15 protein-coding genes and 1 pseudogene are annotated in these 15,042 nt (G+C 71.2%); 9 read left to right on the forward strand and 7 right to left on the reverse strand.

Annotation, left to right across the window (positions count from 1 at the left end):
• Positions 1-7 precede the first annotated feature (7 nt).
• The gene (locus tag ACSP50_RS05310; RefSeq protein ID WP_043510864.1) at positions 8-1,294 is read right to left on the reverse strand and encodes a nicotinate phosphoribosyltransferase; all 1,287 of its coding nucleotides are present in this window, start codon (positions 1,292-1,294) and stop codon (positions 8-10) included.
• 96 nt (positions 1,295-1,390) lie between these two features.
• On the opposite strand from ACSP50_RS05310, the gene clpS reads away from it, so the two are divergent.
• From clpS to ACSP50_RS05335, 5 genes and pseudogenes are all read left to right on the forward strand, one after another.
• Positions 1,391-1,681 carry an ATP-dependent Clp protease adapter ClpS gene (clpS, locus tag ACSP50_RS05315; RefSeq protein ID WP_043510866.1) on the forward strand — a complete coding sequence of 97 codons (291 nt, stop codon included), beginning with the start codon at positions 1,391-1,393 and terminating at the stop codon, positions 1,679-1,681.
• A gap of 20 nt (positions 1,682-1,701) precedes the next feature.
• The gene (locus ACSP50_RS05320) at positions 1,702-2,202 is read left to right on the forward strand and encodes a DUF2017 domain-containing protein (RefSeq protein ID WP_014688134.1); all 501 of its coding nucleotides are present in this window, start codon (positions 1,702-1,704) and stop codon (positions 2,200-2,202) included.
• Positions 2,203-2,255: 53 nt separating this feature from the next.
• Positions 2,256-2,755: pseudogene (locus ACSP50_RS05325) on the forward strand (Mov34/MPN/PAD-1 family protein).
• 56 nt (positions 2,756-2,811) lie between these two features.
• Positions 2,812-3,126, forward strand: coding sequence for a MoaD family protein (locus ACSP50_RS05330; protein WP_014688136.1), 315 nt, complete (start codon positions 2,812-2,814; stop codon positions 3,124-3,126).
• A gap of 6 nt (positions 3,127-3,132) precedes the next feature.
• Positions 3,133-4,098, forward strand: coding sequence for a PLP-dependent cysteine synthase family protein (locus ACSP50_RS05335; RefSeq protein WP_014688137.1), 966 nt, complete (start codon positions 3,133-3,135; stop codon positions 4,096-4,098).
• Here ACSP50_RS05335 and ACSP50_RS05340 read toward each other — a convergent pair.
• The gene (locus ACSP50_RS05340) at positions 4,095-4,496 is read right to left on the reverse strand and encodes a hypothetical protein (protein ID WP_014688138.1); all 402 of its coding nucleotides are present in this window, start codon (positions 4,494-4,496) and stop codon (positions 4,095-4,097) included. The genes ACSP50_RS05335 and ACSP50_RS05340 overlap by 4 nt on opposite strands.
• Positions 4,497-4,769: 273 nt before the next feature.
• Between ACSP50_RS05340 and ACSP50_RS05345 the strand changes: the two genes are divergently transcribed.
• The 4 genes from ACSP50_RS05345 to rdgB all read left to right on the forward strand — a co-directional run bounded on the left by ACSP50_RS05345 (position 4,770) and on the right by rdgB (position 8,225).
• On the forward strand, positions 4,770-5,516 hold the full coding sequence (locus tag ACSP50_RS05345) for an MBL fold metallo-hydrolase (protein WP_014688139.1): 747 nt from the start codon (positions 4,770-4,772) through the stop codon (positions 5,514-5,516).
• Between the two features lie 64 nt (positions 5,517-5,580).
• Positions 5,581-6,789, forward strand: a complete 1,209-nt coding sequence (locus tag ACSP50_RS05350; protein WP_014688140.1) for a glycosyltransferase — start codon at positions 5,581-5,583, stop codon at positions 6,787-6,789.
• A 10-nt stretch (positions 6,790-6,799) separates the two neighbouring features.
• Positions 6,800-7,528 (forward strand): ribonuclease PH, encoded by a 729-nt coding sequence (gene rph, locus ACSP50_RS05355; protein ID WP_014688141.1) that lies wholly within the window; start codon positions 6,800-6,802, stop codon positions 7,526-7,528.
• Between the two features lie 82 nt (positions 7,529-7,610).
• The gene (gene rdgB / locus ACSP50_RS05360; protein WP_014688142.1) at positions 7,611-8,225 is read left to right on the forward strand and encodes an RdgB/HAM1 family non-canonical purine NTP pyrophosphatase; all 615 of its coding nucleotides are present in this window, start codon (positions 7,611-7,613) and stop codon (positions 8,223-8,225) included.
• 16 nt (positions 8,226-8,241) lie between these two features.
• Here the strand turns inward: rdgB and hutH are convergent, their stop codons facing one another.
• Genes hutH through hutU form a run of 5 tightly spaced genes read right to left on the reverse strand, consistent with a single transcriptional unit; the run spans position 8,242 to position 15,022 of the window.
• The gene (gene hutH / locus ACSP50_RS05365; RefSeq protein ID WP_014688143.1) at positions 8,242-9,777 is read right to left on the reverse strand and encodes a histidine ammonia-lyase; all 1,536 of its coding nucleotides are present in this window, start codon (positions 9,775-9,777) and stop codon (positions 8,242-8,244) included.
• A complete protein-coding gene (gene hutI / locus ACSP50_RS05370) occupies positions 9,774-10,958 on the reverse strand; it encodes an imidazolonepropionase (protein WP_043510869.1) in 1,185 nt (394 codons plus the stop codon). Before hutI ends, hutH begins: the two co-directional genes overlap by 4 nt.
• Positions 10,955-12,244, reverse strand: a complete 1,290-nt coding sequence (locus tag ACSP50_RS05375; protein WP_014688145.1) for a formimidoylglutamate deiminase — start codon at positions 12,242-12,244, stop codon at positions 10,955-10,957. Before ACSP50_RS05375 ends, hutI begins: the two co-directional genes overlap by 4 nt.
• The gene (locus ACSP50_RS05380; protein WP_014688146.1) at positions 12,241-13,395 is read right to left on the reverse strand and encodes an allantoate amidohydrolase; all 1,155 of its coding nucleotides are present in this window, start codon (positions 13,393-13,395) and stop codon (positions 12,241-12,243) included. The genes ACSP50_RS05375 and ACSP50_RS05380 overlap by 4 nt, the downstream gene beginning before the upstream one ends.
• The gene (gene hutU, locus ACSP50_RS05385; RefSeq protein WP_014688147.1) at positions 13,388-15,022 is read right to left on the reverse strand and encodes a urocanate hydratase; all 1,635 of its coding nucleotides are present in this window, start codon (positions 15,020-15,022) and stop codon (positions 13,388-13,390) included. Before hutU ends, ACSP50_RS05380 begins: the two co-directional genes overlap by 8 nt.
• Positions 15,023-15,042 lie beyond the last annotated feature (20 nt).

Below are 15,042 nucleotides of genomic sequence, written 5' to 3' on the forward strand. Positions count from 1 at the left end.
GTGGCCCCTATGCGGTGGGAATGAGGATGACCGGGATGGCCGGGTCGCCCGCGGAGAGTTTCAGGCCCTCCCACGGGATCGAGATCAGGTTGCGGCGCAGGTGGTCGCGGGACTCCTGCAGGGTGGGTCGGGTCTGCGCCTCGCCCCCGGTGATGTAGGGGCGCTGCAGCAGCCGGTCGTTGGCCTGGTGGTCGGGCACCCCCTGGGAGACGATGATCTCCTCGGTGGCGGTCCCGGTGGGTTTGTGCCGGCGCACCGCGGTCTTGCGGCCGCCGACGGTGGCCTTGTTCTCCGAGCGCTTGACGACCGGGCGGCCGGCGACCTCGACGAGTTTGTAGACCAGGCCGGCGGTGGGCGCCCCGGAGCCGGTGACCACCGCGGTGCCGGCGCCGTACATGTCGACCGGTTCGGCGGCGAGGGTGGCGATCGAGTACTCGTCCATGTCACCCGAAACGATGATCTTGGTCTCGGTGGCGCCGAGCGAGTCGAGCAGCTCGCGGGAGTGCTGGGCGAGCACCGACAGGTCACCCGAGTCGATCCGGACGGCGCGCAGGTCGGGCCCGGCGACCGCGATCGCGTTCCGGATGCCCTGGCTGATGTCGTACGTGTCGACGAGCAGCGTGGTGTTCTTGCCGAGCGCCGCGACCTGGGACCCGAACGCGGTCGGCTCGTCGTCGTGCAGCAGCGTGAACGCGTGCGCCGAGGTGCCGGTGGTCGGGATGCCGTAGGCGCGGCCGGCGGCCAGGTTCGACGTGGAGGCGAAGCCGGCCAGGTAGGCGGCCCGGGAGGCGGCGACCGCGGCCTGCTCGTGGGTGCGCCGGGAGCCCATCTCGATGATCGGACGGCCGCGGGCGGCGGTGACCATTCGGGCCGCGGCGGCGGCGATCGCGCAGTCGTGGTTGAGCACCGAGAGGATCAGCGTCTCCAGCACCACGCACTCGGCGAATCTGCCGGAGACGGTGAGGATCGGGGAGCCGGGGAAGAACAGCTCGCCCTCGGCGTACCCGTCGATGTCGCCGGTGAACCGGTAGTTGGCCAGCCAGGTGGCGGTGGCCTCGTCGACGACACCCGAGGAGCGCAGGAACTCGATCTCGGCCGGGTCGAACCGGAAACCGGCGACCATCTCGATCAGCCGGTCGGTGCCGGCCACCACGCCGTAGCGTCGGCCGGTCGGCAGGCGGCGCGCGAAGACCTCGAACACGCACTGCCGCTCGGCGGTGCCGTCCTTGAGGGCGGCACTGATCATGGTCAGCTCATAGTGATCGGTCAGCAGGGCCGGCCCCATCGTCTCCACGATCCCTACCCTAATGCGTGCCCCGGGAGGGCGTCGCGACCTGCCGTTCGGTGCTCCGGTTCACGCCTGGGGCGGATCCGGTGGCACCATGGGGGCATGGCGTTGCCTCAGGTTGCTCCCGTCGAGACGCCGGAGATCGAGGAAGTACCGGCCGAGGATCGGCCTTGGGTGACCATCGTCTGGGACGATCCGGTCAACCTCATGTCGTACGTGACCTGGGTCTTCCAGAAGCTCTTCGGGTTCAGTAAGGAAAAGGCCGAGAGGCTGATGATGGACGTGCACACCAAGGGCAAGGCGGTGGTGTCCAGCGGCGCCCGCGAGCGCATGGAGATGGACGCCAACCAACTGCACGGATACGGTCTCTGGGCAACTGTGGACCGAGCCTGACAAAGCGGGTGGGGAAGAGCATGTTCCGACGCAGCGGCGGTCAGTGTGTGGCCACGTTCGCGCACGACGAGGTGCGTGTCCTGCGGAAGGTGGCCGCCGAGGTGGTGGGCCTGCTGACCGACGGGATGGACCACACCGACCCGGTGGTGGGCCGTCTCTTCCCGGACATCTATCCGGAGCGCCCGGAGGATTCCCGGGAATTCCGGCTGTACACCGAGAGCGACCTGAAAAGCGCCAAGATCGACCAGGCCGGCGCGATCCTGGCCGCCCTACCCGACGAGGGCGAGGGCGAGGTGCGGCTGGACGGTGAGGCCGCCGAGGCCTGGCTGCGCGCGATCAACGACGCCCGGCTGGCGATGGGCACCCGTCTGGACATCCAGGCCGACACCGATCTGGCCGAGGAACTGGACGACGCGGTGCTGGAGGATCCGGGTTCCAGCCGGGTGTTCCAGCTGTCCGTTTACGCCTACCTCGGTTATCTACAGGAATCACTCCTCAATGCGCTGCCGGAGATCAAATAGGTGTGTGCCTCGCCACGCGCGGAGTGGCGAAACCTTTCGGTAATGTGAACGCCGTGCTGACCATCGACAGTGCGATCGTGCGTGCGATCGTCGCCCACGCCCGCCGGGACCATCCCGACGAGGCCTGTGGCGTGGTCGCCGGCGCGATCGGCAGTGACGTGCCGGCCCGGCACATCCCGATGGACAATGCGGCCCGGTCGATGACCTTCTACGAGTTCGACTCGATGGAGCACTTCCGGGTCTGGCGCGAGATGGACGACAACGACGAGGAGCCGGTGGTCATCTACCACTCGCACACGGCCACCGAGGCCTACCCCTCGCGCACCGACATCTCGTTCGCCGGTGAGCCGAACGCGCACTATCTGCTCGTCTCGACCCGTGAGCCGGATTCCGAGGAGATCCGCTCGTTCCGTATCGTGGACGGTGTGGTGACCGAGGAAGAGGTCAACATCGTGGATGCGACGGTGAAGTCGTGAAGGTGAGTGCCGTGCAGTCGTACATGTTCGGGCAGAGCCCGGCGTCGGTGTTCTACGAGTGTCGCCGGGTCCGTTAGACCCCGACCTCCCGACCGCCCTGCCCGCATGACGACTCTCTAGGAGCTTGACAATCATGGCTATCGAAGTCCGCGTTCCCACCATCCTGCGCAGCTACACCGGCGGTTCCAAGATCGTCGAGGGTGCCGGGGACAACCTCTCCGCGCTGATCGACGACCTGGACGCCAAGCACAGCGGCATCAAGGGCCGGCTGATCACCGCCGAGGGCGGCCTGCACCGCTTCGTCAACATCTACGTCAACGACGAGGACGTGCGCTTCCTCGGCGCGCTCGACGCGAAGCTGAACGACGGTGACTCGATCACCATCCTCCCGGCCGTGGCCGGTGGCGCCCTGGGCTTCGCGGCGGCGGCCGCCTTCTTCGGGCGCTGATCCTCGATGGCTCGCTATGAGAGCCTGCTGGACGCTTGCGGGGGCACGCCGCTCGTCGGCCTGCCCCGCCTCTCCCCGGCGGTGCCCGAGGGGGCGCCGCCGGTGCGGCTCTGGGCCAAGCTGGAGGACCGCAACCCGACCGGCAGCATCAAGGACCGCGCCGCGCTGTACATGGTGCGCGAGGCCGAGGAGTCCGGGCATCTACGCCCGGGCGACACCATCCTCGAGCCGACCAGCGGCAACACCGGCATCGCCCTGGCCATGGTGGCCAAGCTCCGGGGTTACCGGCTGGTCTGCGTGATGCCGGAGAACGTCTCCGCCGAGCGGACCCAACTGCTGCGGATGTACGGCGCGGAGATCATCTTCTCGCCCGCGGCCGGCGGGTCGAACCAGGCGGTGGCCACCGCCAAGCAGATCGCCGCCGAGCATCCGGACTGGAAGATGCTGTTCCAGTACGGCAACCCGGCGAACGCCCGCGCGCACTACGAGACGACCGGGCCGGAGCTGCTGCACGACCTGCCCACGATCACGCATTTCGTGGCCGGGCTGGGCACCACCGGCACGCTGATGGGCACCGGCCGCTTCCTCAAGGAGAAGGTCGACGGCATCCAGATCATCGCCGCCGAGCCACGGTACGGGGAGCTGGTCTACGGCCTGCGCAACATCGACGAGGGGTACGTGCCGGAGCTGTACGACGCCACCGTGCTGGACCGCCGGTTCTCGGTCGGCACCCGGGACGCCGTGCTGCGGACTCGTCAGCTGGTCGAGGTCGAGGGCATCTTCGCCGGCTTCTCCAGCGGCGCCGTGCTGCACGGCGCGCTGGCCGTGGCGCACGAGGCGGTCAAGGCGGGCAAGCGGGCCGACGTCGCGTTCGTGATCCCGGACGGCGGCTGGAAATATCTGTCGACCGGGGCGTACGGCGGCACGCTCAACGACGCCGAAGAGGCTCTTGAAGGCCAGCTGTGGGCCTAATAGGCCACCGCTAACAAGAGCGCCGCGAACATCGGCGGCGCCGCGGCGAGCAGCAGGATCCAGGGCAGGGTGCGCTGGTGGACGGCGAGGAACGCGCCGACCACCAGCCCCACACTGACCATGGTGAGCAGGGCCAGCGCCGGCAGGTACCAGCCGGGCGCGCCACGGAACACGGCGATCAGCGCGTACAGGCCGGCACCGACCCCGGTCAGGCCGAGCATCGCGCAGTATCCGGCCATGGCGAGCACCCGGTGCGGGTCGGGAGCCGGGTCGTCCTCGGCCGGAAATCGGAAAATCGGGCCGTCCGGATCCCACGGCACCGGTTCCCAGGACGATTCGAACGGCAGGATTTCGGGTACCGCGGTTCTGGTGATGCCGGCCGGTTCCACCGCGGTCACGTCGCCTCCATCTGATCGTTCTCGGGTCCTCACTCTGAGCAACGCGGAGGGCTTACCGGACGTGACGGTAAAAATGGTCAGGACCCAGGTCACAGCACCTGTGACGTGCGTTGTCGATTTAGCGACAAATCGATCAGTTGTTAACGTCGGGCAGCGGTCAGCGCGTACGCTTCGCACCGTGATTGACTGGTCTGACAAGTCCAGCGCAGACCGGTCGGGCGGGGCGTGGACGACCTTGGAATGGCCGACCCGGTGTGAGTCAGAGGGACCCGCATGCGACTAACCGTTCTCGGTTGTGCCGGCAGTTTCCCCGGCCCCGAGTCGGCTTGTTCGGCCTATCTCGTGGAAGCCGAGGGATTCCGGCTGCTGATCGACTTCGGGTCGGGCGCGCTCTCCGCCCTGCAGCGGTATTCGGACATGCGCGCGATCGATGCCATCCTGCTCACCCACCTGCACTGTGATCACATGCTGGACGCGTGCACCTATGTGGTCGTCCGGCGCTACGACCCGGCCGGTCCGCTGCCGGCGCTGCCGGTGTACGCGCCGCTCGGCGCCGCCGAGCGGATCGCCGCCGCGTACAGCGCCGACGGGGAGCCGGTCGACGACGTCTACACGTTCTACGGCCTGCAGCCGGGCACCTTCCCGATCGGCCCGCTGACCGTCACGGTCGACCGGGTCAACCATCCGGTGGAGACGTACGGCGTCCGGATCGAGCACAACGGCCGGGTCCTGGCGTACTCGTCGGACACCGCGCCCTGCGAGGCGCTGCTGCGGCTGGCTGCCGGTGCCGACCTGTTCCTGTGTGAGGCCAGCTACATGGACGGTGTGGAGAATCCGCCGGACCTGCACCTGACCGGCGGCGAAGCGGGGGAGGCGGCCACCAAGGCCGACGTCGCCCGATTGCTTCTGACACATCTGGTGCCGGCGTGGGCCAGTGAGGCCACTATCGTGGAGGCAGCCGGAGCCGCATACGCGGGACCGGTGGAAGTCGTCCGCCCGGGTGCCAGATACGATCTCTGAGCCGGTACGGGGGTGGGATCGGCTTACACCGGTGCACCTCGTGTCGTGACCTTGGAGTTGTTACATGCGCATAGTTCGCCTGGCCAACTTCGTCACGGTGCATACCGGCGGCCTGCGGACCACCCTGCGCGAGCTCGGCAAGGGATACCAGGATGCGGGCCACGAGGCGGTCCTGATCATCCCCGGTCGCCAGTTCCGGGATCAGGAGACCGCACAGGGCCGGGTGATCACCCTGCCCAGCGCGCCGGTGCCGCGCACCGGCGGCTACCGCGTGCTGGCCGGTCGGCGTGAGCTGATCAAATTGCTGGACAGCCTGGAGCCGGACCGCATCGAGGTCTCCGACCGCACCACGCTGCGCTGGACCGGCACCTGGGCCAAGCAGCGCGGGGTGCGATCGATGATGGTCTCCCACGAGAGCCTGGCCGGCCTGCTCGGCGTCTGGGGCATGCCGAAACGCGACGCGCTCGCCGACCGGTTCAACCGGCGCACCGCCGAGGCCTTCGACACGATCGTCTGCACCACCGCGTTCGCCGCCGCCGAGTTCCGCCGGCTGGGCGTGCCGAATCTGGTCGAGGTGCCGCTCGGCGTCGACCTGGAGCTGTTCCACCCGAGCCGGATGGACGTGTCGGTCCGCTCGCGCTACGCGCGGCCCGAGGAACTGCTGGTGGTGTACGCGAGTCGCCTGTCCGCCGCGAAACGCCCCGAGCTGGCCGTCGACACCGTGGCCGTGCTGCGCAACAACAAGGTGCCGGCGGTGCTGGTGGTGGCCGGCGACGGCACCCGGCGGGCCGCCCTGGCCTACCGTGCCGCCCGGCTGCCGGTCCGGTTCGCCGGGCACATCGCCGACCGCAAGGCGGTGGCCGCCCTGCTCGCCTCGGCCGACGTGGTGGTCGCGCCCGGCCCGGTGGAGACCTTCGGGCTGTCCGCGCTGGAGGCGCTGGCCTGCGGCACCCCGGCGGTGGTCGACGAGCAGAGCGCGCTGCCCGAGGTGATCGGCGAGGCCGGCATCGCGGTGCCGGGCACCCCGGAGGCCTTCGCCGACGGCATCTCCCGGCTGCTGGAACGCCCCCGCGACCGATGGCGGGCCACGGCCCGCGCCCGGGCGGAACGCTTCGGCTGGCCGCGCGCGGTCGAGGGTTTCCTCCGCGCGCACGCCGTCGACCCCGGTCCCGGCCCCTCGCTGATCCGCCCGGCGGCCCCGGAATCCCGCGCGAGCATCCCGTGGACCCGCGAACCCGGGGCGGACGAAGCGGGCACACCGCGGTACGCATAGGGTTGGGGTCATGGCGCGACCCGACGGCCGAGCGGCCGACCAGCTGCGACCGGTGACGCTGACCCGGCATTGGAGCATCCACCCCGAGGGATCGGTGCTGGTGGAGTTCGGCAACACGCGAGTGCTCTGCACCGCCAGCGTCACCGAGGGGGTGCCGCGCTGGCGCAAGGGCTCCGGCCTGGGCTGGCTGACCGCGGAGTACGCGATGCTCCCGCGGGCCACCAACACCCGCGGCGACCGGGAGAGCGTCAAGGGCAAGGTCGGCGGGCGTACTCAGGAGATCTCCCGCCTGATCGGCCGCAGCCTGCGGGCCTGCATCGATCTGAAGGCGCTGGGGGAGAATTCCATCGTCCTGGACTGTGACGTGCTGCAGGCCGACGGCGGCACCCGCACCGCCGCGATCACCGGCGCCTATGTGGCGCTGCACGACGCGGTGACCTGGCTGGCCGGGCGCAAGTCGCTGGCCGGCAAGGTGGACAAGGTGCTGCACACCTCGATCCAGGCGGTCAGCGTCGGGATCATCGACGGCGAGGCCCGCCTCGACCTGCCGTACGTGGAGGACGTCGCCGCCGAGGTCGACATGAACGTGGTGTGCACCGGCGCCGGCGACTTCGTCGAGGTCCAGGGCACCGGGGAGAACGGCGTCTTCAAGCGCGCCCAGCTGGACGCCATGCTCGACCTCGGGCTCGCGGGTTGCGCCGAGCTGGCCGTCGCGCAGCAGAAGGCCCTTGCGGCATGATCGACTGCACCGAGCGGCCGCAGCCGGAAGTGAACGACGGACTCGCAGGCGAGGGCCAGGAGAGCATGCCAAGGACTGCAGAGTGAGCGCGCGGCTGCTGCTGGCCACCGCGAACAAGAAGAAGCTGATCGAGCTGCAGCGCATCCTGGACGCCGCGCTCGGCATGAGCCAGATCGAGCTGGTCGGCCTGGGCGACTTCCCGGGCTACCCGGACGTGCCCGAGACCGGGCTCACCTTCGGGGAGAACGCGCTGATCAAGGCCCGCGAGGGCGCCAAGCGCACCGGCCTGCCGACCGTCGCCGACGACTCCGGCCTGGCGGTGAACGCGCTCAACGGGATGCCCGGCGTGTTCAGCGCCCGCTGGTCCGGCGGGCACGGCGACGACGCCGCCAACCTGGACCTGGTGCTGGCCCAGATCGGCGACGTCGGTGACGAGCACCGCGGCGCCTCGTTCGTCTGCGCCGCCGCCCTGGTCCTGCCGAGCGGGCGGGAGCATCTGGTCGAGGGCCGGCAGTCCGGCCGGCTGCTGCGCGCGCGCCGCGGCGAGGGCGGTTTCGGCTACGACCCGATCTTCCTCGGCGACGGCCAGGACCGGACCAACGCCGAGCTCGCCCCGGCGGAGAAGGACGCGATCAGCCACCGCGGCAAGGCGTTCCGCGAGCTGGCCAAGGTCGTCGCCAAGGAACTGCCCCGCTGATCGGGCGGCGTCCGGGTCAGCCCAGCGGACCCGTCGCCGTCTCGATGGCGGTCCGGAGATCCCGGGCGGCGATCACCGCCCGGGTCTGCTCCAGCACCGGTGCCAGGAAGACGTCCGGCCCCGGCCGCCCGGCGAACGGCTCGACCGCGGCGATCGCCGCCCGGCCGGCCGGCGACGGCGTGATCGGCGCCCGCAGCTGCAGTCCGCGCACCGCGGACAGCAGTTCGACCGCGAGCAGGCTGGTCAAGTTGTCCAGCACGGTGCGCAGCTTCTTAGTGGCCGCCCACCCCATCGAGACGTGGTCCTCCTGCATGCCGCTGGTCGGCAGCGAGTCCACCGAGGCCGGTCCGGCCAGCCGCCGGTTCTCGGCGACGATCCCGGCCGCGGTGTACTGGGCGATCATCAGGCCGGAGTTGACGCCGGCGTCCGGCGACAGGAACGGCGGCAGTTCCCGGCTGCGGGTCACGTCGAGCAGCCGGTCGACCCGGCGTTCGGCGATCGCGCCCACCTCGGCGGCGGCGATGGCCAGGAAGTCGGCGGCGAACCCGAGCGGCGCCCCGTGGAAGTTGCCGGTCGACTCGACCCGGCCGTCCGGCAGCACCACCGGGTTGTCCACCACCGAGACGAGCTCACGGGACGCGGTGACCCGGACGAAGTCGAGGGTGTCCCGCGCCGCCCCGGCGACCTGCGGCGCGCAGCGGATCGAGTAGGCGTCCTGCACCGCGTGCGCCAGGTCGTCCCGGTGTGAGTCCATGATCGCGGAGTCCTGCAGGAGCCGGTGGATGTTGGCGGCCGACGCCGCCTGCCCCGGATGCGGCCGGATGCTGTGCAGCTCGGGCAGGAACGGCCGCTCCGAGCCGAGCATCGCCTCGGTGGCCAGTGCCGCGGTCACGTCCGCCATGGTGAACAGGTGCGCCGCGTCGGCGATCGCCAGCAGCAGCATGCCGAGCATCCCGTCGGTGCCGTTGATCAGCGCCAGCCCCTCCTTGGCGGCCAGCTCCAGCGGGCGCAGCCCGGCGGTGTGCAGCGCCTCGGCGGCCGACGCCCGGGCGCCGTCCTTGCCGATCACCCAGCCCTCGCCGAGCAGCACGATCGCGCAGTGCGCCAGCGGCGCCAGGTCGCCCGAGGCACCCAGCGAGCCGTGTTCCGGCACCCACGGGGTGATGTCGTGGTTGAGCAGGTCGGCCAGGCCCTGGGCGAGCACCGGCCGGACCCCGGAACGGCCCATCGCCAGCGACCGGATCCGCAGCAGCATCATCGCCCGGACCACCTCGCGGGGCATCGGCGCGCCCACCCCGGCGGCGTGCGAGCGGATCAGCGCGTGCTGCAACTCGGCCCGGCGTTCCGGGGCGATCGAGGTGTTGGCGAGCGCGCCGAAGCCGGTGGAGACGCCGTAGACGGGGCGGCCGGAGGCTTCGATGCCGTCCACGATGGCGCGGCTGGCGGCCATCGCCTCGACGGCGGCGGGGGAGAGCTCCACCTTGGCGTCGTGCCGGGCCACGGCGATGACGTCGGCGGGGTCGATCCCGGTGGGTTGAACGATAACGGTCATTGCACGACTCCGTTGTGGATCACGGTGCGGATCAGGGGTACACCGGGCCGGTAGGCCAGGTGCAGGTGCGAGGGTGCGTCGAGGATCAGCAGGTCGGCGCGCGCGCCGGGCCGGATCACGCCGATGTCGGAGCGGCGCAGCGCCTGCGCGCTGCCCAGGGTCGCGGCCCGGACCGCTTCCGCCGGCGTCATCCGCATCTCGCGGACCGCGAGGGCGATGCAGAAGGACATCGATGAGGTGTACGACGACCCGGGGTTGCAGTCGGTGGCCAGAGCCACGGTCACTCCCGCGTCGAGCAGCCGGCGGGCGTCCGGATAGGGCGAGCGGGTGGAGAACTCGGCGCCCGGCAGCAGCGTGGCCACCGTGGTGGTCATCCCGCCGCACGCACACATGCAGTCCATCCGGGTGCCGGCCAGCGCGTCCACGTCCGCGTCGGTCAGGTGGGTGCAGTGATCGACGCTCGCGGCGTCCAGCTCAACGGCCAGCCGCACCCCGGGGCCGGGACCGAGCTGGTTGCCGTGCACGCGGACGCCCAGGCCGAGCTCCTTGCCGGACTCCAGGATCGCGCGGGCCTGGTCGGCGTCGAACGCGCCGCGCTCGACGAAGGCGTCCACCCAGCGGGCGTGCGGGGCGGCCATCGCCAGCATCGGCCCGCACAGCAACCCGACGTAGTCGTCCGGCCGGTCCTGGTACTCGACCGGGACGACGTGCGCCCCGAGGAACGTGGTCTCGCTGGTGAACTCGGTGGCGATCCGCAGCGACCGGGCCTCGTCGGCGACGTTCAGGCCGTACCCCGACTTGATCTCGATCGTCGTGGTGCCCTGCCGCATCGCCTCCCGGACCAGCCGCCGGGCGTTGGCCCGCAGCTGTTCGTCGGTGGCCGCGCGGGTGGCCCGGACCGTGGTCCGGATCCCGCCGCCGGTGTACGGCTCGCCGGCCATCCGGGCGCCGAACTCGGCGGCCCGGTCCCCGGCGAACATCAGGTGCGCATGGCTGTCCACGAAGCCGGGCAGCACCGCCGCGCCCTCGGCGTCGATCCGCTGGTCCGCGGCGGGCGCCTCGGCGGCCGGGCCGACCCAGGCGATCCGTTCGCCGTCGACGACCACGGCCGCGTCCGGGATCAGGTCCCGTTCGGCGTTGGTGAACAGTTCGCCGATGTTCGTGATCAGCAGGCTCATCACAGCACCGCCGCGATCGCCGAGCGCAGTGCGGCCGGCACGTCCATGCCGAGATGCCGTCCGTCGCGGACCACCGGTCGCCCGTCCACGATCACGTCGGTGACATCCGCCGCGGTGGCCGCGAAGACCGTCCCGGCCGGGTCGATGCCCGCGGTGCGCGGGCTGTCCAGGGACACCGCGACCAGGTCGGCCCGCTGCCCGACGGCAATCTCTCCAGCGTCGGACCAGCCCAGCGACGCGTGCCCGGCCCGGGTGGCCGCGGTGATCAGCTCGGCCGCGGTGAAGTGCCCGCGCTGCCGGGTGGCCAGCCGCTCGTCCAGCTCCAGGCCGCGCGCCTCCTCGAAGAGGTCGATCACGGCGTGGCTGTCGCTGCCCAGGGTCAGCGTGGTGCCGCCGTCGGCCAGGGCGCGGGCCGGGCCGATGCCGTCGGCCAGGTCGCGTTCGGTGGTGGGGCAGAAACAGGCGTGGCTGCCCTCCACCAGCGCGCGATCGGCGTCGGTCAGGTGGGTGGCGTGCACCGCGGTGGTCATCGGCTGCCAGACACCCATGGCGTCGAGCAGTTCGGTGGGGGAGCAGCCGTGCACCGCCCGGCACTGCTCGTTCTCGGCCGGCTGCTCGGAGAGGTGCACGTGGACCGGCAGGCCGTCGGTGCGTGCGGCGAAGGCGGCCATCCCGTCCGCCGGGGCGGCGCGCACCGAGTGCAGGGCCGCGCCGATCCGGACGTGGCCACCGCCGCGCAGGGCGTCGAACCGGGAATACCACCCGTCGTAGTCGCCGTCGCCGAACCGGCGCTGCACGCCGTCGAGGGGCTTGCCGTCGACACCGGCGGTCAGGTACACCGCGTCGAGCAGGGTGATCCGGATGCCGGCCTCGGCGGCGGCGGCGGTCAGCGCGTGACCCATCGCGTTCGGGTCGGCGTACCGGGTGCCGTCCGGCCCGTGGTGCAGGTAGTGGAATTCGCCGACGCAGGTGATGCCGGCCAGCGCCATCTCGCCGTAGGCCGCCCGGGCCAGGGCGAAGTAGTTGTCCGGGTCGAGACGGCCGGCGACCCGGTACATCAGGTCGCGCCAGGTCCAGAAGCTGCCGCGGTCGCCGTGGGTGCGGCCGCGCAGAGCGCGGTGGAAGGCGTGCGAGTGCGCGTTCGCCATCCCCGGCAGAACGAGACCCGACAGCCTTTCACCCGAAATCCCGGTTGATACCCGGCTTATCCGGCCGTCGGCGATCTCGATGCCGACATTCTCTCTGACCTCGTCGCCGATCCAGGCGTACTGCGCGACATAGGCCGTCACGTCAGCGCCTCCAGAACCCGTGCCAGCGCGTCGATCCCCGCCTCGCAGTCCTCGTCCGAGGCCCCCTCGGCCGGCGCGTGCGACACCCCGGTCGGATTGCGGACGAACAGCATCGCGGTCGGCACGTGCGCGGACAGCACCCCGGCGTCGTGCCCGGCGCCGGTCGGCAGGATCGGCACGTCACCGAGCAGCGCGGACAGTCGCCCGGCCAGCTCCGTGTCGAAGGCCACCTCGCCGGTCACCGACTCGGCGACCACGGTCAGGTCGGTGCCGTCCCGGCCGGCCCGCTCGGTCGCCTTCTTGATCACCGATTCGAGCAGCCGGTCGAGCGTGGCGGTGTCCGCGGCCCGGGCGTCGAGCCAGCCGTGGACCAGCGACGGGATGGCGTTGGTGGCGTTCGGCTCGGCCTGGACCCGGCCCATCGTGGCGTGCGCGCCGAGCAGGCGGGCCTCCTTGTTGGCGGCCAGCACGGTGTAGGCGAAGGTGAGCATCGGATCGCGGCGGTCGGTCATCCGGGTGGTGCCGGCGTGGTCACCGGCGCCGGCGAACTCCAGCCGCCAACGGCCGTGCGGCCAGATCGCGCTGCCGACGCCGACCGGGACTTCGAGCGCACGCCCCTGCTCGATATGTAGCTCAACAAAGGCTGATATGTCACTTATTGAGGTGATCTTCCCAGTTGGCACACTCCCGAGCGCCTCCCCGAAGCTGACCCCGTCCCGGTCGGTCAACGCGGCCGCCTGGGATGGCGTGATCGCCCCGGTCAGCAGCCGGGAGCCGAGACACGGCACGCCGAACCGCCCGCCCTCTTCGTCGACGAAAGCACCAATCGCGATATTTCGGGAATGTCCGACCTGGTCCAGCGCGAGGAACGCACCCACGATGCCCAGCGGCCCGTCGTAACCGCCACCGTGCGGCACCGAGTCGAAATGCGAGCCGGTCAGCACGGTCCCCGGCGCCCACGGCTCCCCGCACCAGGCGAACAGATTCCCGTTGCCGTCCTCGGTCACGGTCATCCCCCGCGACCCCGCCTGACCCCGGAACCACTCCCGCAGCCGCATTTCCGGCGGCGTCAGCGCGTACCGCAGATATCCTCCGCTGGAAGCGCGCCCGATCCCGGCGATCTCTCCCCAGAGCCTCGCGAAGTCACTCATCGCGCATCGGAATCCGCACGTCACCGGCGCACGCCGACTCGTACCCGGCGTCCACGTGCCGCAGCACGCCCATCGCCGGGTCGTTGGTCAGCACCCGCTCGATCTTCTGCCCGGCCAGCGCGGTCCCGTCGGCCACGCACACCTGCCCGGCGTGGATGCTACGCCCGATGCCCACCCCGCCACCGTGGTGGATCGACACCCAGCTCGCCCCGGAGGCGGTGTTGACCAGCGCGTTCAGCAGCGGCCAGTCGGCGATCGCGTCGGACCCGTCGAGCATCGCCTCGGTCTCCCGGTAGGGCGAGGCGACCGACCCGGAGTCCAGGTGGTCCCGGCCGATCACCAGCGGCGCGGACACCTCGCCGCGAGCCACCATGTCGTTGAACCGGACCCCGGCCCGGTCCCGCTCGCCGTAGCCGAGCCAGCAGATCCGGGCCGGCAGCCCCTGGAAGGCGACCCGCTCACCGGCCATCCGGATCCACCGGGCCAGCGGCTCGTTCTCCGGGAACAGGTCGAGCACGGCCCGGTCGGTGGCCGCGATGTCGGCCGGATCGCCGGAGAGTGCCGCCCAGCGGAACGGGCCCTTGCCCTCGGCGAACAGCGGCCGGATGTACGCCGGCACGAACCCCGGGAAGTCGAACGCCCGGCCGTATCCGTGCAGCTGGGCCTCCCCGCGGATGGAGTTGCCGTAGTCGAACACCTCGGCGCCCGCGTCCTGGAAACCGACCATGGCTTGGACGTGCTGCGCCATGCTGGCCCGGGACCGCTCGGTGAACTCCTCCGGCTTGGTCCGCGCGTAGTCCAGGGCGTCCGCCACGTCGACGCCGATCGGCACGTAGCTCAGCGGGTCGTGCGCGCTGGTCTGGTCGGTCACGATGTCGATCGCGACGCCGCGGCGCAGCAGCTCGGGGAAGACCTCGGCGGCGTTGCCGACGATGCCGATCGAGACGGCGGCCTTCCGGGACTTGGCGTCCAGCGCCCGGTTGATCGCGTCGTCCAGGGAGTCGGCGATCACGTCCAGGTACCGGTGGTCGACGCGACGCTGCAGCCGGGTCCGGTCCACGTCCACGATCAGGCAGACGCCGCCGTTCATGGTCACCGCGAGCGGCTGGGCGCCGCCCATCCCGCCGCACCCGCCGGTCAGCGTGAGCGTGCCGCCCAGGTCGCCGCCGAAGCGTTTGGCGGCCACGGCGGCGAACGTCTCGTACGTGCCCTGCAGGATGCCCTGCGTCCCGATGTAGATCCACGAGCCGGCCGTCATCTGCCCGTACATGGTCAGCCCGAGCTGCTCCAGCCGGCGGAACTCCGGCCACGTGGCCCAGTCGCCGACCAGGTTCGAGTTGGCGATCAGCACCCGCGGCGCCCACTCGTGCGTGCGCAGCACCCCGACCGGTTTGCCGGACTGCACCAGCAGCGTCTCGTCGCCCTTGAGCGTGTCCAGCTCGCGGACGATCGCGTGGAACGACGGCCAGTTGCGCGCGGCGCGGCCGGTTCCCCCGTACACCACAAGATCTTCCGGCCGCTCGGCTACCTCCGGGTCGAGGTTGTTGAGCAGCATCCGCTTGGCGGCCTCCTGCGGCCAGCCCATTGCGGTGTACGACGTGCCACGCGGTGCCCGGATCTCGTCCATCCTGGTCATCTCCCCTGTTC

This window comes from Actinoplanes sp. SE50/110, from assembly GCF_900119315.1.
Taxonomy (GTDB): Bacteria; Actinomycetota; Actinomycetes; order Mycobacteriales; family Micromonosporaceae; genus Actinoplanes.